The organism is Agromyces mediolanus, from assembly GCF_044917495.1.
GTDB classification, from domain to species: Bacteria; Actinomycetota; Actinomycetes; order Actinomycetales; family Microbacteriaceae; genus Agromyces; species Agromyces mediolanus_B.
In genome coordinates this window covers 69,469-89,214 of the sequence record NZ_JAVSSI010000008.1, presented here as the reverse complement: position 1 = coordinate 89,214, position 19,746 = coordinate 69,469, and the positions used below count along the sequence as shown (strand labels likewise).

16 protein-coding genes are annotated in these 19,746 nt (G+C 74.5%); 14 read left to right on the top strand and 2 right to left on the bottom strand.

Annotation, left to right across the window (positions count from 1 at the left end; genetic code table 11):
* Positions 1-3: 3 nt before the first annotated feature.
* Positions 4-831, bottom strand: coding sequence for a helix-turn-helix domain-containing protein (locus tag ROT00_RS12695; RefSeq protein ID WP_404775392.1), 828 nt, complete (start codon positions 829-831; stop codon positions 4-6).
* A 55-nt stretch (positions 832-886) separates the two neighbouring features.
* Between ROT00_RS12695 and ROT00_RS12690 the strand changes: the two genes are divergently transcribed.
* From ROT00_RS12690 to ROT00_RS12675, 4 genes are all read left to right on the top strand, one after another.
* Positions 887-2,587, top strand: a complete 1,701-nt coding sequence (locus ROT00_RS12690; RefSeq protein ID WP_404775391.1) for an ABC transporter transmembrane domain-containing protein — start codon at positions 887-889, stop codon at positions 2,585-2,587.
* Positions 2,584-4,350 carry an ABC transporter ATP-binding protein gene (locus ROT00_RS12685; RefSeq protein WP_404775389.1) on the top strand — a complete coding sequence of 589 codons (1,767 nt, stop codon included), beginning with the start codon at positions 2,584-2,586 and terminating at the stop codon, positions 4,348-4,350. The genes ROT00_RS12690 and ROT00_RS12685 overlap by 4 nt, the downstream gene beginning before the upstream one ends.
* A gap of 66 nt (positions 4,351-4,416) precedes the next feature.
* On the top strand, positions 4,417-5,181 hold the full coding sequence (locus tag ROT00_RS12680; RefSeq protein ID WP_404775387.1) for a DUF2306 domain-containing protein: 765 nt from the start codon (positions 4,417-4,419) through the stop codon (positions 5,179-5,181).
* Positions 5,166-6,320 (top strand): FAD-dependent oxidoreductase, encoded by a 1,155-nt coding sequence (locus tag ROT00_RS12675; protein ID WP_404775385.1) that lies wholly within the window; start codon positions 5,166-5,168, stop codon positions 6,318-6,320. Before ROT00_RS12680 ends, ROT00_RS12675 begins: the two co-directional genes overlap by 16 nt.
* Before the next feature lie 38 nt (positions 6,321-6,358).
* On the opposite strand, the gene ROT00_RS12670 is transcribed toward ROT00_RS12675, so the two are convergent.
* Positions 6,359-7,231, bottom strand: coding sequence for a PfkB family carbohydrate kinase (locus tag ROT00_RS12670; RefSeq protein ID WP_404775383.1), 873 nt, complete (start codon positions 7,229-7,231; stop codon positions 6,359-6,361).
* A gap of 205 nt (positions 7,232-7,436) precedes the next feature.
* Between ROT00_RS12670 and ROT00_RS12665 the strand changes: the two genes are divergently transcribed.
* The 10 genes from ROT00_RS12665 to ROT00_RS12620 all read left to right on the top strand — a co-directional run bounded on the left by ROT00_RS12665 (position 7,437) and on the right by ROT00_RS12620 (position 19,735).
* Positions 7,437-8,519, top strand: a complete 1,083-nt coding sequence (locus ROT00_RS12665; protein ID WP_404775381.1) for a LacI family DNA-binding transcriptional regulator — start codon at positions 7,437-7,439, stop codon at positions 8,517-8,519.
* Positions 8,520-8,713: 194 nt separating this feature from the next.
* On the top strand, positions 8,714-9,925 hold the full coding sequence (locus tag ROT00_RS12660) for an ROK family transcriptional regulator (protein WP_404775379.1): 1,212 nt from the start codon (positions 8,714-8,716) through the stop codon (positions 9,923-9,925).
* 80 nt (positions 9,926-10,005) lie between these two features.
* Positions 10,006-11,481 carry a M81 family metallopeptidase gene (locus tag ROT00_RS12655; protein ID WP_404775377.1) on the top strand — a complete coding sequence of 492 codons (1,476 nt, stop codon included), beginning with the start codon at positions 10,006-10,008 and terminating at the stop codon, positions 11,479-11,481.
* 443 nt (positions 11,482-11,924) lie between these two features.
* The gene (locus tag ROT00_RS12650) at positions 11,925-13,730 is read left to right on the top strand and encodes a peptide ABC transporter substrate-binding protein (protein WP_404775375.1); all 1,806 of its coding nucleotides are present in this window, start codon (positions 11,925-11,927) and stop codon (positions 13,728-13,730) included.
* Between the two features lie 47 nt (positions 13,731-13,777).
* Positions 13,778-14,785, top strand: coding sequence for an ABC transporter permease (locus tag ROT00_RS12645; RefSeq protein ID WP_404775373.1), 1,008 nt, complete (start codon positions 13,778-13,780; stop codon positions 14,783-14,785).
* Positions 14,782-15,675 carry an ABC transporter permease gene (locus ROT00_RS12640; RefSeq protein ID WP_376933884.1) on the top strand — a complete coding sequence of 298 codons (894 nt, stop codon included), beginning with the start codon at positions 14,782-14,784 and terminating at the stop codon, positions 15,673-15,675. The genes ROT00_RS12645 and ROT00_RS12640 overlap by 4 nt, the downstream gene beginning before the upstream one ends.
* Positions 15,672-17,453, top strand: a complete 1,782-nt coding sequence (locus ROT00_RS12635) for an ABC transporter ATP-binding protein (RefSeq protein ID WP_404775371.1) — start codon at positions 15,672-15,674, stop codon at positions 17,451-17,453. Before ROT00_RS12640 ends, ROT00_RS12635 begins: the two co-directional genes overlap by 4 nt.
* Entirely contained in the window at positions 17,450-18,256 is an 807-nt protein-coding gene (locus tag ROT00_RS12630) for a copper homeostasis protein CutC (RefSeq protein WP_404775369.1), read from the top strand. Before ROT00_RS12635 ends, ROT00_RS12630 begins: the two co-directional genes overlap by 4 nt.
* The gene (locus tag ROT00_RS12625; RefSeq protein ID WP_404775367.1) at positions 18,253-19,170 is read left to right on the top strand and encodes an ROK family protein; all 918 of its coding nucleotides are present in this window, start codon (positions 18,253-18,255) and stop codon (positions 19,168-19,170) included. Before ROT00_RS12630 ends, ROT00_RS12625 begins: the two co-directional genes overlap by 4 nt.
* A 139-nt stretch (positions 19,171-19,309) precedes the next feature.
* Positions 19,310-19,735 (top strand): VOC family protein, encoded by a 426-nt coding sequence (locus tag ROT00_RS12620; RefSeq protein WP_404775365.1) that lies wholly within the window; start codon positions 19,310-19,312, stop codon positions 19,733-19,735.
* Positions 19,736-19,746 lie beyond the last annotated feature (11 nt).

The following is a 19,746-nucleotide window of genomic DNA, read 5'->3' as shown; positions in this document are numbered from 1 at the left end:
GCATCACGCGGATGTCGCCCGCCCGCCATCCGATGCGGCGAACGCGACAGCTTGGCCGGATGCCCCGGCGAACGCGCCCGGCGTCGTGCCGAACTCCCGCCGGAACGCCTGCACGAACGCGCTCGCGGTCCGGTAGCCCACCCGCCGCCCGACGACCCCGACCGGATGATCGGCGGCGAGCAGCTCGACCGCGACCCGCATCCGCGCCTTCGTGCGCCAGTCGGCGAAGGTGAAGCCCGTCTCCTGCCGGAACAGGCGCGAGAGGTTGCGCTCGCTCGCGCCGACGAGCGCGCCCCACTCGTCGAGGGTCCGTGCGTCGGCCGGATCGGCGAGCACGGCGTCGGCGACCCGGCGGGTGCGGTCGTCGTCCGGCATCGGCAGGTCGAGCCGGGTGAGGTCGGCGCGCTCGAGCAGGCGGACGAGGAGCTGCTCGCCGAGCGCGCGCGTCTCGGGGTCGAGCGACTTCGTCTCGAGCTCCTCGAAGAGGGCGCGCACGACGACCGGCACCGCGACCGCGCCCGCGTCCCGTCGCGGGGCGGGCAGGGAGACCGGCAGATAGCTGCAGGCGAACTCGGTGCCCGAGCCCGCGGTCACCCGGTGCGGGAGGCCGGCGGGGATCCACAGCCCGACCGTCCACGGCACCGCGTGCACGCCGCTCGGGGTCTCGACGACGAGCGAGCCGCGCGAGCCCCACAGGAGCTCGTGCCGATCGTGCCGGTGCCAGCCCCATTCCTCGTCGCGGCGCACGACGAAGGAGCTCGTCATGATGCCCTCGGCCCGGACGGGCACGTCGAGCACCTCCGCCGCGAGAGCATGGCGGGTTGGCGACATCCTTCGGCTCCTTGTCGCTGATCTGATCAGGTGAGGCTATCCTAAGCTTTGGATCGTGCCTGCGACGACCCCCGCCAGGCGGCCGCCGCGCGCCGAGCGGGCGATCGCCACCGTGTTCCGCCGCCGGCGACTCCTCGTCGCCGGCTCCATCGCCGGCCTCGTCGGCCATCAGGTCACCGAGGCCCTCGTGCCCGTGCTCATCGGCGTCGTCATCGACCGCGCCATCGCGCCCGGCGATCCCCTCGCCCTCGCGTGGGCGCTCGCCGCGCTCGGTCTGCTCTTCGTCGCGCTCCTCCTCTCCTGGCGGCTCGGCGAGCTGGCCTCGGTCCGGGCGAGCGAGTTCGCCGGCCGCGACGTGCGCCTCGGGCTCGTCGCGCGGATGCTCGCCCGCCGCGGCTTCGCCGAGCCACGCAGCCCCGGCGAGCTGCTCAGCGTCGCCGGCACCGACGTCGACCGCACCGCCGGCATCGTCTGGGTGCTCGGCAGCGGCGGCGCCCAGCTCGCCGCGGTGCTCACGGCGGCCGTCGCGCTGCTCGCCATCTCGGTGCCCCTCGGCGTCGTCGTCCTCGTCGCCGCCCCCGTCTTCGTCGCGCTGATGCACCTCGTCACCGCTCCCCTCGAACGGCGGATGGCGCATGAGCAGGCCGCCGTCGCCGCGGCGAGCGCGACCGCGAGCGACCTGCTCACGGGGCTCCGCACGATCGCGGGACTCGGGGCCGAGCAGGCCGCCGTCGACCGCTTCGAGCGGGTGAACCGCCGCTCCCTCGACGCTGCGACCCGCGCCGTGTCCGCGAAGGCGGTGTACGCGGCCGTGAGCCTCGGCGGCTCCGCGCTGCTGCTCGCCGCGATCGCCTGGGCGGCGGGCGCCGAGGCCCTCGCCGGCACGATCACCGTCGGCGAGCTCATCGCCGTGCTCGGCCTCGCGCAGTTCGTCACCTGGCCGATCGGCGGGCTCGCCTTCGTCGCCGCCGAGCTCGCGACGGTGCGCGCCTCGGCGAGGCGGGTCGACGCCGTACTCGCCGCCCCGGGCGCGGTGGACGACCCGGCCCCGGCGGGCGCGACGGCTGCACCCACGGCGTCAGCACCCGCCGCGCCCGCGTCCGCGACGGCTGCACCCGCGCCGCGCGGCGCCGAGCTCGTGCTCGAGGCCGTCGCGACGCCCCACCTCCGGGCCGTCTCCGCGGTCGTCCCCGCCGGCACCATCGCCGCGTTCGGCGTGCCCGACCACCTCGCCGCCCGCGAGCTCGTCGAGGTGCTGGCCGGCGCCCGCACGCCGAGCTCGGGGCGGGTGCTCGTCGACGGCGTGCCGCTCGAGGCATCCGATGCCGTGCTCGCCCCGCCGCACGAGGCGGCGCTCTTCGCCGGCACCCTCCGGGACAACCTCGAGCTGCACCGTCCGCTCGAGGACGCCCGGCTGGCCGAGCTCGTCCGCGCCGCCGCGCTCGACGACGTCGTCTCCGGCGCCGGCGGACTCGAACGGCCCGTCGGCGAACGCGGCTACAGCCTCTCCGGCGGGCAGCGGCAGCGCGTCGCGCTCGCCCGGGCGCTCGGCCGCGACGCCGCGGTGCTCGTGCTGCACGACCCGACGAGCGCCGTCGACGCGGTGACCGAGGCGCGGATCGCCGAGCGGCTCCGGGCCGCGACCGCCGGGCGCACGACCGTGCTCGTCGCCGCGAGCCCCGCGCTCGCGCGCGTCGCCGACCAGCTGATCGAGGCCGACGAAACCGCACCGACCGCGATCGAGGTCACCGCATGAGCACCACCCCCCTGCCCGTCGCCGGGCCCCGCGAGACCCGGCGCGCGCTCCGACGCCTCTTCCGCGGACGCGCGGGCGCGCTCTGCCTCGCCGCCGCCGTGCTCCTCCTCGCCGCCCTCGCCGGGCTCGCGCTGCCCGCGGCCCTCGGCGGCATCGTCGACGCCGTCCTCGGCGGCGACCCCGCGGCGCTCCTCCCCCTCGTGCTCGTCATCGCCGGGGTCGGCCTCGCGAACGCCGGGCTCACCGGACTCGGCCGCGCCCTCGTCGCCCGCCTCGGCGAGCGCGTGCTCGCCGAGCTGCGCGGGCTCGTCGTCACCCGGCTCATCCGCCTGCCCGCGACGGTCGTGGAGCGCGCAGGCCGCGGCGACCTGGTCTCGCGCGCCTCGACCGACACCCGCATCGTCGGCGACGTGGTCTCGAACATCGTGCCGAGCTTCGCGTCCGCCGGGTTCACGGTCGTCGTGACCCTCGTCGGCCTCGGCGCGCTCGACTGGCGCTTCGCGCTCGCCGCGCTCGCGGCCGTGCCGGTGCAGCTCCTCGCGCTCCGCGCCTACCTGAAGCGGGCGCGTCCCGTCTACCGGGCGGCGCGGGCCGCCGAGGGCGAGCGGGCGCAGCGGATCCTCGAGTCCGTCGACGCCGCCGACACCGTGCGCGCGATGGGCGTCTCCGCGGAGCGCGAGCGGGTCGTCGACGAGGCCGCGATGCGCTCGGTCGAGCTCGAGCGCCGGGCCGCGCGCATCAGCGTCGGCTTCTGGAACCAGCTGAACCTCGCCGAGTTCCTCGGGCTCGCTGCGGTGCTCGGCGCGGGCTTCCTGCTCGTCGGCGCCGACCTCGCGACCGTCGGCGCCGCGACGACCGCCGCCCTGTACTTCCACGCCCTGTTCGGGCCGGTCGGCCAGGTGCTCGGCAGCGTCGACGAGCTGCAGAAGGCGGCGGCGGGGCTCGCCCGCCTCGTCGGCGTGCTGGAGCTGCCGGAACGCGGCAGCCGTCCTGCGCCGTCCCGCGGCGGGGCCGCCGGGCTCGAGCTCGATCGCGTCGGCTTCGCCTACGACGGGGCCACCGCGCTCGACGGGGTGAGCTTCGCGGTCGCCCCGGGCGAGACCGTCGCGCTCGTCGGCGCGAGCGGTGCCGGCAAGAGCACCGTCGCGGCGCTCGTGCTCGGCGCGCTCGAGCCGGAGCGCGGGCGGGTGCTGCTCGACGGCCTCGACGTCGGCGCGGCGACGGCGGAGACGCGGCTACCGCGCATCGGCCTCGCCGGGCAGGAGCCGCACGTCTTCGCCGGCCCGCTGGGCGACGACCTCCGGCTCGCCCGTCCCGGCGCGGCGGAGCCCGAGCTGCGGGCGGCGCTCGACGCGGTCGGCGCGCTCGGCTGGGTCGACCGCCTGCCCGAGGGCCTCGGCACCGTCGTCGGCGCGGGCGGGCACCGGCTCACGATCGTCGAGTCGCAGCAGCTCGCCCTCGCCCGGCTGCTGCTGCACGATCCGGCGATCCTCGTGCTCGACGAGGCGACCGCCGCGGCCGGCGGCGACGGCGATCACCTCCTCGACCGCGCGATCGCCCGCGTCGCGGCGGGCCGCACGACGGTCACGATCGCGCACCGCCTCGATCAGGCCGCCCGCGCCGACCGGGTGATCGTGCTCGACCGGGGCGCGGTCGTCGAGGAGGGCGCGCACGCCGAGCTCGTCGCCGCGGACGGGGTCTACGGCCGGCTCTGGGCGGCGTGGACGGCGGGACGATCCGGGGAACCACGTACCTCGCGGTGAACCCGCCGCGGTTCCGGGGGTTCACCGGATGCCGGGCCGCCCGCCGCCGCCCCTAGCGTTCGAGCCATGACCGCTGAACCCTCCCCGTCCGCGCCTGCCCCCGCGGCCGCCCGGCCCGCGACCCGCGTCGCCTGGCTCTGGGTGCTCCTCTCCTCCCTCGGCATCGTCGCGTTCGCGGTGACGCCGTACCTGACCGCCTCGCTCGCCTCGCTCGCGGAGTCGCCGGCCGGCGGCCTCGCCGGGCACTACGCCGGGCAGCCGCCGATGATCCAGGCGGTCTTCTACGCCCACGTCGTCGGCGGCGGGCTCGCCCTCGCGCTCGGCCCGCTGCAGTTCTGGCGCGGCCTCCGCGAACGGATGCCCCGGCTGCACCGCTGGGTGGGGCGGGTCGCGCTCGGCGGGGTCGCGATCGGCGGCGTCGCGGGCCTCCTGCTCGCGCCCGTCAACTCGGCCGGCCTCGTCGGGCTGTTCGGCTTCGGCGCCCTCGCCGCGCTCTGGCTGACCACGGGCGCCCTCGGCTACCGCGCCATCCGCCGCGGGGACGTGCCGTCGCACCGCGCGTGGATGATGCGCTGCTTCGCCCTGAGCTACGGCGCCGTGACGCTCCGGATCTGGCTGCCGCTGCTCATCGTCGTGCAGCTGCCGTTCACGAGCGGCGCCTTCGACTTCGACCAGGTGTTCCAGAACGCCTACGCGGCGGTGCCCTTCCTCTCCTGGCTGCCGAACCTCGTCGTCGCCGAGTGGCTGATCGCGCGGCGCGGGCTCCCCGGGCTCCGCTTCGCCCGCGCGGTCGCGCCGCGCGAGAGGATGGAGGCATGGACCTCATCGTGATCGGCGCGGGCGCCTGGGGGCTGCCCGCCGCCGCCGAGCTGGCCGAGCGCGGCCACCGCGTGACCCTCGTCGACCGCTACGGACCGGGCAACCCCTGGTCGAGCTCGCACGGACCGACGCGGATCTGGCGCCTCGCCGATCCCGACCCGGCGAAGATCCGGATGACCGCCGCGAGCCTCGCCGCCATGGAGCGGCTCTCGGCGATCGCGGGCGAACCGGTGTTCCTCCGCCGCGGGCTGCTCTGGCGCGACGACGGCGCCGCGCTCGACGCCTTCGAGCGCGCGCTCGCCGAGCAGGCGGTCGACTTCGAGCGGCTGCCCGCCGCGCGGGTGGGCGAGCGGTTCCCGGGCCTCGTCCCCGACGGCCGCGACGCGCTCTGGACCGCGGAGGCGGGACCCGTGCTCGCCGAGGCCTCCCTCGCCGCGCAGCGCCGCCGCTTCGAGCGCGCGGGCGGCGAGCTCGTGCTCGCGCACGTCGTCGGGATCGAGGAGACCCCGGGCGGTGCGCAGCGGGTGCGCCTCGCCGACGGCCGTGCGCTCGACGCGGAGCTCGTCGTCGCCGCGCCCGGGCCAGGTGCTCCCGCGCTCGTCGCGGAGCTCGGCCTCGGGATCCCCCTCCGTCCGCACCTCGAGCAGGTCGTGCACGTCGCCGACCCGGCGGTGCCGTCGGACGGGCTGCCCGACGTGATCGACATCGCCGCGGGCGGGCGGCCGACGCTCTACGCGATGACGACGCCCGGCACCGGGTACAAGCTCGGCCTCGACGCGCCGCTCCGCGACGTGGTCTGGGGCGAGGACGAGGACCGCGAGCCGGATGCGGCGCGCACCGCCGTCCTGCTCGACTACGCCCGGGAGGCGCTCGGCATGCGCGGCGCCCGGGTGGTCGACGCGAAGGTGTGCAGCTGGACGGACTCCCCCGACGGCCGCTTCGTGATCGGCTCGCCGAGGCCGGGTGTGGTGCTCGCCTGCGGCGACTCCGGCGAGGGCTTCAAGTTCTCGGCACTCATGGGCCTCGTGCTCGCCGACCTTGCCGAGGGGCGGGCGCCCGAGCTCGACCTCGCCCCCTTCCGCCTCGACCGCTTCGGGGCGGCGGATGCCTCGGGCCTCGACGCCCCCACGTCGCTCGGCACCGCGGGCTGACCGCGCCGGGGCGCGGCGCGGCTCGGCGCGGCCCCGGATCACACCGGCGGGCGGGCGCCCTCCCAGCCGACGGCGGCGGCACCGGCGGCCGCGGCAGCCGCAGCGGCGTCGCGGAGGGATGCCCCGAGCGCGAGCGCAGCGGCGAGGGCGCCGGCGAAGGCGTCCCCGGCCCCGGTCGTGTCGACGACGCGCTCCACGCGCACCGCGGGCACGGCGTCGACGCCGGACTCGTCGGCGACGAGGCATCCCTCGGCGCCGAGCGTGACGACGACCGAACGCGCGCCGGCCGCCTCGCGCAGGGCGAGCGCCGCCTCGGCCGGGGTCCCGGCGGCCGCGGCGGACCCGAGCAGCTCGGCGGCCTCGTGCTCGTTGACGATGAGCGGGTCGGCGCCCTGCGGCACCTCGTCGAGCGAGGCGGGCGCGGGCGCGGCGTTGAAGGCGAAGCGGGCGCCGATCGCGCGGGCGAGCTCGGCGGCCGCGGCGACGGCGGCGGGCGGGATCTCGGCCTGGGCGAGCACGACCGCCGCGCGCGTGGCGTCGGCGGCGAGCTCGATGCGCACCTGCGAGTTCGCCCCGGCGTCGACGATGATCGCGTTCTCGCCGTCCTCGGCGACCTGGATGAACGCGGTGCCCGTGGTGACGCCCGGGACGGTGCGGAGTTCGGCGACGTCGATGCCGAGGGCCGTGAGCTCGGCGCGGAGGGTGCGACCCGACTCGTCGTCGCCGACGGCGCCGACGAACGCGACCCGGGCCCCGGCGCGGGCGACCGCGGCGGCCTGGTTCGCCCCCTTGCCGCCGCCGGAGACCTGTACGCCGTCGGCGAGGATCGTCTCGCCCGGGCGCACCTGGCGCTGCACGGCGATCATGCGGTCTTCGTTGACGGATCCGACCACGAGGACGTCCGTGTCCATGGGCACCCCTTCTCTGCACGTCTGCACTGCACGTTCTGCGCTGCACGTTCTGCGTTTGGACGCGCGTCCCGCGCAGGTGGGCTCCACCCGCGTTCCGCACGTCGATCTACACGAGTAGATCCGCCTCGATCGTAGGGATAGCATGGCCGGGACGCAAGCCGTCGGGCGCCGGCCCGCGGCTCCGGAACCGGCCAGAGGAGGCGCGATGCCCGCACGCGACGACGCCCCGCGCGCCGCGACCCGCGACGACGTCGCCCGGCTCGCCGGCGTCAGCAGCGCGGTCGTCAGCTACGTGCTGAACGACGGGCCCCGCCCGGTCGCGGCGGCCACCCGGGCGCGCGTGCTCGCGGCGATCGCCGAGCTCGGCTACCGCCCGAACGCGACGGCCCGCGCCCTCCGGCTCCGCCGCACGCGCACGCTCGCGCTCCTCGTGCCCGACATCGGCAACCCGTTCTTCGCCGAGCTCGCGAAGGCCGTGCAGGCCGCCGCGTTCGCCCGCGGCCACGCCGTGACGTACGGCGACACCGAGTACGACCCCGAGCGCGAGCGCGCCCAGCTCGCCGCCCTCGCCGAGCGGCGCCCCGACGGCGTGCTCGTGATCGGCGGCACCCCGGAGCTCCTCGCACCGCTCCACGAGGCGGGCATCCCGCTCGTCACCCTCGACCACCCCGCCGAGCACGACCCGGGCGCCGGGCCGGGCAGCGTCGTGCCGGGCAGCGTCGCGCCGGGCAGCGTCGCGCCGGCCCCGAGCGTCGGCATCGACGACGTGGCCGCCGCGCGCGCCGGCATCCGCCACCTCCAGGAGCACGGCCACGAGCGGATCGCGCTCATCGCCGGCCCGCCGGGTTCTCCGGCCGCCCGCGCCCGGCGCCGCGCCTGGACCGAGCTCGTCGCACCGCGGCTCGACCCCGAGCTCGCCGCCGCGCTCGTCGCGACCGCCGGCTACACCCGCGAGGGCGGGTACCTCGCGGCCGGCGAGCTGCTCGACCGCGCGGCCGCGCCGAGCGCGGTGTTCGTGAGCGCCGACGTGCAGGCGATCGGGGCGCTGCGCGCCGTCGCCGAGCGCGGTGTTCGGGTGCCGGAGGACCTCGCGGTGCTCTCCTTCGACGGCACCACGGAGGCGCAGTTCACCTCGCCGCCGCTGTCGGTCATCCGCCAACCCCTGGACGCCATCGCCGAGGCCGCCGTGAGCCTGCTGCTCGACCGGGCGGGCACGGTCGACGCCCGGCGGATCCTCGTGCCGTCCGAGCTCGTCCCGCGCGACTCCTGCGGTCCGCACCCCGCCTGAGGGTCCCGCCCGCGACGCCGTCGAGCACCCCGATCGCCGATCCGATCGGCGCCACGCCGGGCCGGGTCATCCACCGTCGCATCGCCCGCACCCCGTCGACGGGTGGCTAGAGTAAGCGCCGAGGCGAGACTTCTGTTCGACTTCGGGGGAACAGCATCGATTCTCGGACCAATCGTCTCGGAGAGAGGTGCAGCGTGGCCACGACGAGCAGCGCGACGGCGGGGGAGCTCTTCCGGCTGATCCACACGGGCCGAGCGGACTCGCGCGCCGAGCTCGCCCGACTGACCGGCCTCAGCGCCTCGACCGTCGCCATGCGGGTCGACGAGCTGATCGAGCACGGCTACCTCGAGGAGGCCGGCCGCGGCGAGTCCACCGGCGGCCGGCGCCCCCGGCTCCTCGCCGTCCGCGAGGGCGACTCCGTGATCGCCGCCGCCGACCTCGGCGAACGGCACGTCACCCTCGTGCTCATGAACCGCCGGGGCGACGTCGTCGCCGACGCGGTCGAGCCGATCACGCTCCGCGACGAGCCCGCCGCCGTGATCGAGTCGGTCTGGGCCGCCGCGCAGGCGCTCGCCGCCGGCCTCTCCCCCGCGCCCGGCATCGAGGGCATCGCGATGAGCCTGCCCGGACCGGTCGACTCGCGCGACGGCCGCCTCCTCGCGCCGATGCGGATGCCGGGCTGGAACGGGCTCGTCGTCGGCGACATGCTCGCCCGCGTCACGGGGCTGCCGACCCACGTCGACAACGACGCGAACGCGATGGCGGTCGGCGAGTTCGTCGAGCGCGGGCAGTCGGTGGGCGAGCTCGTCTTCGTGAAGGCGGGCAGCGGCATCGGCTGCGGCATCATCGCGGGCGGCGAGCTGTACCGCGGCTACCGCGGCGTCGCCGGCGACATCAGCCACGTCGCGCTCGCGGGCGCGCCGCCCGTCGTCTGCTCCTGCGGCCGGGTCGGCTGCCTCGACGTCGTCGCGAGCGGCACCGCCATCGTCGACGCCCTCCGCGGCACCGGCGTCGAGGTCGAGCACCTCGACGACGTGCTCCGGCTCGCGCAGGACGCCCAGCCGCGGGCGACGGCGCTCCTCCGGGAGGCGGGCCAGCGCACGGGCGAGGTGCTCGCGACGATCATCAACTTCTACAACCCGCAGCTGCTCGCGCTCGGCGGACAGCTCTCGACCGCCGACGCCTTCGTCGCGGGCGTCCGACAGGCGATCTACACGCTCTGCCTGCCGATGTCGACCGACCTGCTCGAGATCGGCGTGAGCGCGGCCGGCCCGCTCGCCGGCGCGCGCGGGGTCGGCAGCTCGCTCCTCGCGCGCCTGCTGGAGCCGGCGCGGATCGACGAGGCGATCGTCGGGGCGAGCAGCGGAGCCGGCGCTGCAGCGATCGCCGAGGCATCCGGCCAGTAAATCCAATGATCGAAGAAAGTATGCTGACTTTCGCGAAGTCGACTCCGGGTTCACTCGACCGGTGATCTAAGCTGGGCGGCATGACCCAGCGCCCCCGCATCGCGATCGCCGGCATGGCGATCGAGTCCAGCACCTTCTCCCCGCACCGCGCCGGAGCACGCGACTTCCAGCGCGCCGAAGGCGCGGAGCTGATCCAGCGCTACTCCTCGCTCCGCGACGGCACGATGACGGATGCCGCGGAGTGGCTGCCGGTGTACTACGCGCGCTCGATCCCGGGCGGCGCGGTGCTCCGCGAGGTCTACGACGACATCAAGGGCCGCATCCTCGACGGGCTCCGCGCGCTCATGGCCGACGGCGGCCTCGACGGGCTCTTCTTCGACATCCACGGCGCGATGAGCGTCGACGGCCTCGACGACGCCGAGGGCGACCTCATCACCGCCATCCGCGAGGTCATCGGCGGCGACGTCATGGTCTCCGCCTCGATGGACCTGCACGGCAACGTCTCCGACGCGCTCGTCTCGCAGGTCGACCTCATCACCTGCTACCGCCTCGCCCCGCACGAGGACACCTGGGAGACGCGCGACCGGGCCATCCGGAATCTCGTCGAGACGCTCCGCGACGGCCGCACCCCGCGCCGCGCGCACGTCACCGTGCCGATCCTGCTGCCCGGCGAGAAGACCTCGACCCGCGTGGAGCCGGCGAAGAGCCTCTACGCCCGCATCGACGAGGTCGAGCAGCGCCCCGGCATCATCGACGCCGCCATCTGGATCGGCTACGCCTGGGCCGACGAGCCCCGCTGCCACGGCGTCGTCGTGGTCACCGGCGACGACGACGCCGCGATCACCGCGGCGGCGGAGGAGCTCGGCCGCGCCTTCTGGGACGTCCGCGACGAGTTCGAGTTCGTCGGCCCGCCCGGGACCCTCGCCGAGGGCGTCGACGCCGGCCTCGCCGCGAGCGACACCCCCTACTTCATCAGCGACTCGGGCGACAACCCGGGCGCCGGCGGCACCGGCGACGTCACGTGGACGCTCGCCCAGCTGTTGCAGGACGAGCGGCTCACCGCCGAGGGCGCGCCGACCGTGCTCGTCGGTTCGATCTTCGACCACGAGGCGCTCGCCGAGCTCCGCGGCGCGACCGTCGGCGAGACCGTGACCGTCACCGCGGGCGCGCGCGTCGACCACGGCCCGCACGGCCCGGTCGAGATCACGGGCGTGCTGCACTCGCTGCACGAGGGCGACCCCGACGCCGGCGGCGTGGCGGTCATCCGCGTCGGCGGGCTGCACGCGATCATCACCGAGTACCGCAAGGCGTACCACGACATCGCCGACTTCACCTCGATCGGGCTCGACCCCTTCGCGGCGCAGATCGTCGTGACGAAGATCGGCTACCTCGAGCCGACGCTCTACGACGCGCAGCGCGGCTGGACGCTCGCGCTCACGCCGGGCGGCGTCGACCAGGACCTCGGCCGGCTCGGGCACCACCGCATCCAGCGCCCGATGTTCCCCTTCGACGCGTTCGAGACGGACCCGGCGCTCACCGCGCGCCTGTTCGGCTAAGTCGGCGGGCGTCGGCGTCGGCGTCGGCGCCACTTCGCCCGGGCGCCAGCGCCACTTCGCCCGCGCCAGCGTCAGCGCCACTTCGCCCGCGTTGCGCCACTACACGTGGCGCGTCGCGGCGGAAGTGGCGCTGGCGCTCGGGTGCGGCCTCCGGGCCGGACGGCGGATGCCTCGTCAGCGCCCCCGTCGGCGTCCGCGCCACTTCACCCGCGTTGCGCCAGCACACGTGGCGCGTCGCAGGCGAAGTGGCGCACACGGCCCGCACGTGTCCTCCGGCCGACCGCCGAGCTCCCGCCCGAACCCCACTTACTCCAATTTCATGAAAACTTAGTTACTCAAACGTAACAAGTTCGTGATTGTTGGCGTTGTTCCTTCGTGCAGGATGAATTTGCGTCGAGATTCTGCACGAATTCCATCCCTCGACGAAGAAACAAGGAGGTTTGATGCGTACGACAGTGATGCGGCGCCTGCTCGCCCCCCTCGGGCTCGCCGCTGCCGCGGCCCTCGTGGTCACCGGCTGCACCGCGCAGGGCGACGAGGCGTCGAGCGGCAAGGACTCCGTCAGCTACGCGCTGCCGGCCGGCACGGGCCCGAACTGGATCCTGCCGATCTCGAGCCCCGACACGATGGCCACCCACAACAGCGCCATCAAGGCGACGATGTGGCCGCGCCTGTTCGAGTACAACGGCACGAGCGGCACCATGGAGTGGGACCAGAAGGCCTCCGCTGCCAAGGAGTACGAGTTCTCCGACGACCACCTCTCGGTGACGATCACCCTCGCCGACCTCGACTGGTCCGATGGCGAGCCCGTCTCCTCGCGCGACGTCGAGTTCTGGTACAACCTCGTGCGCTTCAACGCCGAGAAGACCGGCGGCTACTCGGCCGGCCTGATCCCCGACAACATCACGAACTTCGAGACGGTCGACGAGAAGACCTTCACGCTCACGTTCAACCAGGTCTACAACGAGGAGTTCCTCCTCGCGAACCAGCTGAGCCTCGTCTACCCCATGCCCCAGCACGCCTGGGACAAGACGAGCGCCGACGGCGAGGTCGGCGACTTCGACCGCGACGAGGCATCCGCCGTCCAGGTCTTCGACTACCTCTTCTCCGAGGCGAAGGACATGAAGACCTACGCCACGAACGAGCTCTGGCAGACCGTCTCGGGCCCGTACGTCGTGAAGAGCTGGTCGGACTCCGGCCAGGTCGAGCTGACCGCGAACACGAAGTACACGGGTGAGGACACGCCCTCCATCCCGAACGTCACCTTCCTGCCCTTCACCTCGGCGGACGCCGAGATGAACGTCGTCCGCTCCGGCGAGGTCGACTACGGCTACGTCACGAGCGCGCAGCTCACGAACGAGGCCCAGTTCACCGACCTCGGCTACCGCGTCGAGCCGTGGGCCGGCTGGTCGATCACGTACATGCCGTACAACTTCGCGAACCCGGAGATGGGGCCGATCTTCGATCAGCTCTACATCCGCCAGGCGCTGCAGCACGCCGTCGACCAGGAGACCATCTCCGACGTCATCTGGCACGGTGCGGCGACGCCCGACTACGGCCCCGTCCCGCAGACGCAGGACAGCGCCTACCTCTCGAGCGAGCAGAAGGACAACCCCTACCCCTTCGACCTCGACGCGGCGTCGAAGCTCCTCGCCGACCACGGCTGGACGGCCGGCTCCGGCGGCACCCTCGAGTGCACCAACCCGGGCACCGGCGCCGACCAGTGCGGTGAGGGCATCGCGGCGGGCAAGAAGCTCGAGATCGTCGTCACCACGCAGAACGGCTCGCAGGAGACCGACAACATGATGAGCGAGATCCAGTCCTCGCTCGGCAAGATCGGCGTCGCGATGACGATCGACGCGAAGCCGCTCGACTCGGTGCTCACCGAGGCGCAGTCCTGCAAGACCGAGGGCTCGACCACGTGCACGTGGCAGCTCGTCTTCTTCGGCACGGCCGGCTCGTGGTACTTCCCGGCCTACCCGACCGGCGAGCGCGTCTTCGCGAAGGACACCAAGTGGAACGCGGGCCAGTACGACAACCCGGAGGCCGAGGAGCTCATCACCCAGATGACCGCCTCGACCGACAGCGAGATCGCCCAGAAGTACTCGGCCCTGCTGGCGCAGGACCTGCCGGTGATGTGGATGCCGAACCCGGTCTACCAGGTCTCGGTCATCAAGGACGGCCTCGACATCGGGCACCAGGACCCGGGCGCGTCGTTCTTCCCGCAGCGCTGGTCCTGGAGCGAGTGACCGGGCCCGTCCCGGCACGAACCGTGAAGTGAAGTAAGGCAGCAGCAATGGTGGAAGCAGCGCGGACCGCGGTCCGAACCGCGTCGAACGGCGCCGGGATCCTGAGGTTCCTGGCACGGCGCATCGTTCAGGGGGTGATCGTGATCCTGATCGTCACCCTGATCGTGTTCGCGCTGCTCCACCTGGCCATGCCGCAGGGGCCCGCCCAGGGCATCCTCGGCATGCAGGCCACGCAGGAGCAGATCGACGCGTTCAACCGCGCGAACGGCTTCGACCGGCCGCTCTGGCAGCAGTACTTCACGTTCCTCTCGCAGATCGCCGTCGGCGACCTGGGCGATTCGTTCAAGCTGAACCGCCCGGTCGCCGACGCGATCGGCCAGCGTCTGCCGAAGACGCTGGTGCTCGCGCTCATCTCGATGGTCGTCGCGCTCATCGTGGCGATCCCGATGGGCATCTACCAGGCCGTCCGTCGCGGCAAGACCGGCGACTACGTCTTCACCACGATGAACTTCATCATCTACTCGACGCCGTCGTTCTTCCTCGGCCTCGTGCTCGTCATCGTCTTCGCCCAGTGGCTGCACCTGGTGCCCGCGCTCGCCCCGCAGGGCGACACCGTGGCGCAGGTGCTCGCGAAGCCCGCGGGCCTCGTGCTCCCCGTCGCGACCGCGGCGCTCGGGATCATCGCGACGATCTCCCGCTACATGCGCTCGGCGACGATCGACAACCTCTCCGAGGACTACGTCCGCACCGCCCGCGCGAAGGGCACGCCGATGCCCGTCGTCATCCGCCGCCACGTGGTGCGCAACTCCCTGACGCCCGTGATCGCGATGCTCGGCTACTACCTCCCCGTGATGTTCGGCGGCATGATCGTCGTCGAGTCCCTCTTCAACTACCCCGGCATGGGCCTCCTCTTCTGGACGAGCGCGCAGACCGGCGACTACCCGGTGCTGCTCGGCTGCGTCCTCGTGATCGCCGTCGCCACCGTGGTCGGCTCGATCCTCGCCGACCTCGTGCAGGCCCTGCTCAACCCGCGCACCCGAGGAGAGCTCGCATGACGACCGCCACCGCAGCCCAGCCGGCGACGCAGCCGGCCGCCCGCTCGCCGTTCCGCCGCGGCCTCCGCCGCTTCCTGCAGAACAAGCTCGCCCTCTTCGGCGTCGTCACGATCGTGCTGTTCCTGCTGTTCTGCTTCCTCGGGCCGATCCTGCACCCGACCGACCAGGTGCACACCGACCTCAAGAGCACGATGCTCCCGCCGGGCTCCCCCGGCCACCCGCTCGGCACGGACGACGTCGGCTACGACGTGCTCGGCCGGCTCATGATCGGCGGACAGGTGTCGATCCTCATCGGCCTCGCCGCCGGCATCCTCGCCACCGTGATCGGCACCCTCTGGGGCGCGATCGCCGGCTACGTCGGCGGCACCGTCGACGCCGTGATGATGCGCATCGTCGACGCGGGCATCGCGATCCCGGCGACGTTCCTCCTCCTCATCCTCTCGGCGATCATGCGGCCGAGCGTGCCGCTCATGATCGTCGTCATCGGCCTCGTCTCCTGGCTCGTGCCCGCCCGCCTCGTGCGCGCGGAGTCGATCTCGCTGAAGTCCCGCGAGTACGTGCTCGCGATCCGCGCGATGGGCGGCACCCACGGCCGCGCCGTGGTGAAGCACATCGTGCCGAACACGGTCGGCACGATCGTCGTGAACGCGACGTTCCAGGTCGCCGACGCGATCCTCCTCGTCGCGTACGTCTCCTTCCTCGGCATGGGGCTGCAGAAGCCCGCGACCGACTGGGGCGCGATGCTCACGGGCGGGATGACGTACACCTACGCCGGCGCGTGGTGGCTGATCTTCCCCGCCGGCCTCTGCATCGTGCTGACCGTCTGCGCCTTCAACAGCATCGGCGACGGCCTGCGCGACTTCTTCGACGTGAAGGGACGCGACCGTTGAGCGCCACCGACCGCATCGCCGCCCCGGAGGGCGCGACGGATGACGCGGAGACGCCCATGCTCCGCATCCGCGACCTCGCCGTGACCTTCCGCACCGACGACGGCCCCGTCGAGGCGGTACGCGGCATCGACCTCGACGTGCGCCGGGGCGAGGTGCTCGCCCTCGTCGGCGAGTCCGGCTCGGGCAAGTCGGTCACCGCGATGGCGGTGCTCTCGCTGCTGCCGGCGACCGCGACCCGCACGGGCTCGATCGAGCTCGACGGGCGGGAGCTCACCACCCTGAGCGAGCACGAGCTGAACGGCGTCCGCGGCAAGGAGATCTCGATGGTCTTCCAGGAGCCGATGACCGCGCTGAACCCGTCGATGCGGATCGGCGACCAGATCGCCGAGGCGCTGCTGAACCACGGCGTCGGCTCGAAGCAGGAGGCCGCGCGGCGCGCCGTCGAGCTGCTCGAGCGGGTCGGCATCCCCGAGCCCGCGCGCCGCGCCGCCGGCTACGCGCACGAGATGTCCGGCGGGCAGCGCCAGCGCGTCGTCATCGCGATCGCGCTCGCCTGCGAGCCGAAGCTGATCATCGCCGACGAGCCCACGACCGCGCTCGACGTGACGGTGCAGGCCGAGATCCTCGACCTCATCCGGGAGCTCGCGCACTCGAGCGGCACCTCCTTCCTGCTCGTGACGCACAACATGGGCGTCGTCGCCGACATCGCCGACCGCGTCGCCGTGATGTACCGCGGCGAGATGGTCGAGCACGGCACCGCGATGCAGGTGCTCCGCGAGCCGAGCGCCGACTACACGAAGCGGCTCCTCGACGCCGTGCCGCGGCTGCCCGAGGGCGGCGAGACGGTGCCGCCCGCGGGCGAGCCGGATGGCACCGCCCCCGGCGGCACCGCCCCCGGCGGCACCACCCCCGGCGGCACCGCCCCCGGCGGCGTCGCGCTGCCCGTGCCGGTGCTCTCGCTCCGCGGATCGAGCGTCACCTACCGCAAGGCGGGCAAGAGCTTCACCGCCCTCGACGAGGTGACGGTCGACATCGCGGCGGGCGAGATCCTCGGCCTCGTCGGCGAGTCGGGCTCGGGCAAGTCGACGCTCGGCAAGGTCGCCCTCGGCCTCGCCCCCACCTCGGGCGGCGAGATGCGCCTCTTCGGCCAGAAGCTCGGTCGCGGCGGCCTGCGCGGTCGCGCGGAGCGCCGCCTGCGCGGCCGCGTCGGTGCGATCTTCCAGGACCCGGGCTCGAGCCTCGACCCGCGGATCACGGTCGGCGAGGCGATCGCGGAGCCCCTCGTCGTGCACCGCGCCGTGCGCCCGATGTCGGGCCGCGACCGGGCGGCCCGCGTGCGCGAGCTGCTCGAGGCGGTCGAGCTGCCCGCCTCGTACGCGAGCCGCTTCCCGCACGAGCTGTCCGGCGGGCAGCGCCAGCGCATCGGACTCGCCCGCGCGATCGCGCTCGAGCCGGAGCTGATCATCGCCGACGAGCCGACCTCGGCCCTCGACGTCTCGGTGCAGGCGGCCGTGCTGAAGGTGCTCCGCGAGCTCCAGGAGCGCATGGACTTCGCCTGCCTCTTCATCAGCCACGACCTCGCCGTCGTGCACGAGTTCTCGCACCGCGTCGCGGTCATGCACCAGGGCCGGATCGTCGAGCTCGGCGCCACCGACGACGTGCTCCTGCGCCCGCAGCACCCGTACTCGCAGCGGCTGCTGGCCTCGGTGCCGGTGCCCGACCCGATCGCGCAGCGCGAGCGGCGCATCGCCCGCCTCGCCGCGCGGAGCGCCGCATGAGCGGGGCGACGACGGCCGGGTCCGCGGCGGGCGCGGTGACGCTCGAACTCATCGCCCAGGATGCCGCGGCGGTCCGGGTCGCGGCGTCGATCGGCGCCGCGCGGGTGGAGCTCTGCCAGGCGCTCGCGCTCGGCGGCCTCACCCCGTCCCTCGGCACGATCGAGGCGGCGGTGCAGACGGCCGGCGAGCTGGTCGGCGTGCACGTGCTCATCCGCCCGCGCGGCGGCGGCTTCCGCTACACGGCCGACGAGCTCGCCGTGATGGAGTCCGACGTGCGCGCCGCGGTCGCGGCGGGCGCGGCGGGCGTGGTGATCGGCTGCCTCGACGAGGCGGGCCGCTTCGACCTCGACGGGATGCGCCGGCTGCGGGATGCCGCGGGCGGCGCCGGCGTCGCCGCCCACCGGGCGATCGACGTCTCGGCCGACCCGCTCGAGGCGCTCGACGCCCTGATCGAGCTCGGCCTCGACCGGGTGCTCACCTCCGGCGCCGCGCCGACCGCGCTCGCCGGGCGCGACACGCTGCGCGCCTTCGTGGAGCGTGCCGAGGGCCGCCTCGTCGTCATGGCCGGCGGCGGGGTGACCGCGGCGGATGCGCCCGGCATCCTCGCCTCCGGGGTGCGCGATCTGCACTTCTCGGCGAAGCGCACGGTCACGGGCGACGCCGGCGGCGTGCGCATGGGCTCCGCGGGCAGCGGGGTCGGCGACTACGAGGTCGCGGATGCCGCGATCGCCCGCGAGATCGCCGAGGCCGCGCGCGCCGCGGCGAGCCTCGTGCCTGCGGACCTCGGCGGTGCCGCTCGATGATCGGCTCCACCGTGCTCGGTCTCGATGTCGGGGGCTCGAGCGTGAAGTACCGGCTTGCCTCGGCGGGCCAGGCGGACGGGATGCCCGACGCCATCGCCGAGGGCGTCGCGCCCGCTCTCGCCGACGATCTGCCGGCGACGCTCGCCGAGCTCGCCCGCACCGTGTCGGCCGGTCACCGGCTCGCGGCGGTGGCGGTCGCGATCCCCGGGCTCGTCGACGAGGCGACGGGCACGGTCATCCGCTCGTCCAACGTCCCCGCGCTCGACGGCAGCGCGCTCGGGCCGGAGCTCTCGACGCTCCTCGGCGTCCCCGTGCGGATCCTGAACGACGGCCGCGCGGCCGCGGTCGCCGAGGCCCGCTGGGGTGCCGGGGCCGGGCAGTCCGACGTCTTCACCCTCGCCCTCGGCACCGGCATCGCGGGCTCGCACCTCGTCGACGGCGTCATCGCCGACGGCGCGCACGGCTCGGCCGGCGAACTCGGGCACATCGTCGTCGAGCCCGGCGGGCGGCTCTGCTCCTGCGGGCAGCGCGGCTGCCTCGAGACGCTCCTCGGCGCCCCGGCGCTCCGCCGGGCCTGGAACGCCGCCGGCGGCGAGGGCTCCGCCCGCGAGCTGCTGGCCGCGTACGACGAGGGCGACGACCGGGCCGTGCCGATCGTGCGGACGGCGGCGCAGCACCTCGCCGACGCCGTGCTCACGCTGCTCGCCCTCGTCGACCCCGGCGTCGTGGTGGTCGGCGGCGGACTCGCGAGCGCGCCGCACCGGCTGGTCGAGCTCGCCGCCGGGTACGTCGCCGAGCAGGCGACGTTCCACCGGGTGCCCCCGATCGTGCCCGCCGAGCTCGGCCGCTGGGCCGGGGCCGTCGGGACCGCGGCCGAGGCCCGCGCGCTCGCCGCGCGCGTCATCGCCGCCTGAGACCGGCGGAGGCGGCCGGGCGCCCACACATGCCCGCGCCGCCTCCGCCCATCCCCGGCGGAATGGTTTGCGCCACTTCCGCGTTGCCACCAAGCACGGGCGCCGCGAGGGCGCGCCGGCATCGACGGGGAGGCACCACATGGCAGCACAGGGCGAGGGTCGGGTCAGGCAGCTTCGGCTCGTGGCATCCGTTCCGGAGGGCGAGGACTTCGAGGCGACGCTCGCGTTCTACCGCGACGTGCTCGGCATGCCGGTGCAGGAGTCCTACGAGGCCGAGGGCGACGCCCGGGTCGTGATCCTGGATGCCGGGCGCGCCACGCTCGAGCTGTCGAACGCCGCCCAGGTGCGCTTCATCGACCGGGTCGAGGCCGAGGGCAAGCCGAGCGCCGCCCTGCGGGTCGCGCTCGAGGTCGACGACTCAGTCGCCGCGACCGACGAGGCGGTCGCCGGGGGCGCCGAGCTCGTCGCCGAGGCCCGCGAGACGCCGTGGCGCTCGATGAACTCGCGGCTGAACGGCCCGGCCGGGCTCCAGCTCACCCTGTTCCAGGAGCTCGACGAGGCGTAGCCCCGAGGCGT

Bases quoted from the DNA above. Each gene is read 5' to 3' on its own strand.
- ROT00_RS12695 (WP_404775392.1), bottom strand. From the start codon at position 831: ATGTCGCCAACCCGCCATGCTCTCGCGGCGGAGGTGCTCGACGTGCCC.
- ROT00_RS12685 (WP_404775389.1), top strand. From the start codon at position 2,584: ATGAGCACCACCCCCCTGCCCGTCGCCGGGCCCCGCGAGACCCGGCGC.
- ROT00_RS12680 (WP_404775387.1), top strand. From the start codon at position 4,417: ATGACCGCTGAACCCTCCCCGTCCGCGCCTGCCCCCGCGGCCGCCCGG.
- ROT00_RS12675 (WP_404775385.1), top strand. From the start codon at position 5,166: ATGGACCTCATCGTGATCGGCGCGGGCGCCTGGGGGCTGCCCGCCGCC.
- ROT00_RS12670 (WP_404775383.1), bottom strand. From the start codon at position 7,231: ATGGACACGGACGTCCTCGTGGTCGGATCCGTCAACGAAGACCGCATG.
- ROT00_RS12665 (WP_404775381.1), top strand. From the start codon at position 7,437: ATGCCCGCACGCGACGACGCCCCGCGCGCCGCGACCCGCGACGACGTC.
- ROT00_RS12655 (WP_404775377.1), top strand. From the start codon at position 10,006: ATGACCCAGCGCCCCCGCATCGCGATCGCCGGCATGGCGATCGAGTCC.
- ROT00_RS12650 (WP_404775375.1), top strand. From the start codon at position 11,925: ATGCGTACGACAGTGATGCGGCGCCTGCTCGCCCCCCTCGGGCTCGCC.
- ROT00_RS12645 (WP_404775373.1), top strand. From the start codon at position 13,778: ATGGTGGAAGCAGCGCGGACCGCGGTCCGAACCGCGTCGAACGGCGCC.
- ROT00_RS12640 (WP_376933884.1), top strand. From the start codon at position 14,782: ATGACGACCGCCACCGCAGCCCAGCCGGCGACGCAGCCGGCCGCCCGC.
- ROT00_RS12630 (WP_404775369.1), top strand. From the start codon at position 17,450: ATGAGCGGGGCGACGACGGCCGGGTCCGCGGCGGGCGCGGTGACGCTC.
- ROT00_RS12625 (WP_404775367.1), top strand. From the start codon at position 18,253: ATGATCGGCTCCACCGTGCTCGGTCTCGATGTCGGGGGCTCGAGCGTG.
- ROT00_RS12620 (WP_404775365.1), top strand. From the start codon at position 19,310: ATGGCAGCACAGGGCGAGGGTCGGGTCAGGCAGCTTCGGCTCGTGGCA.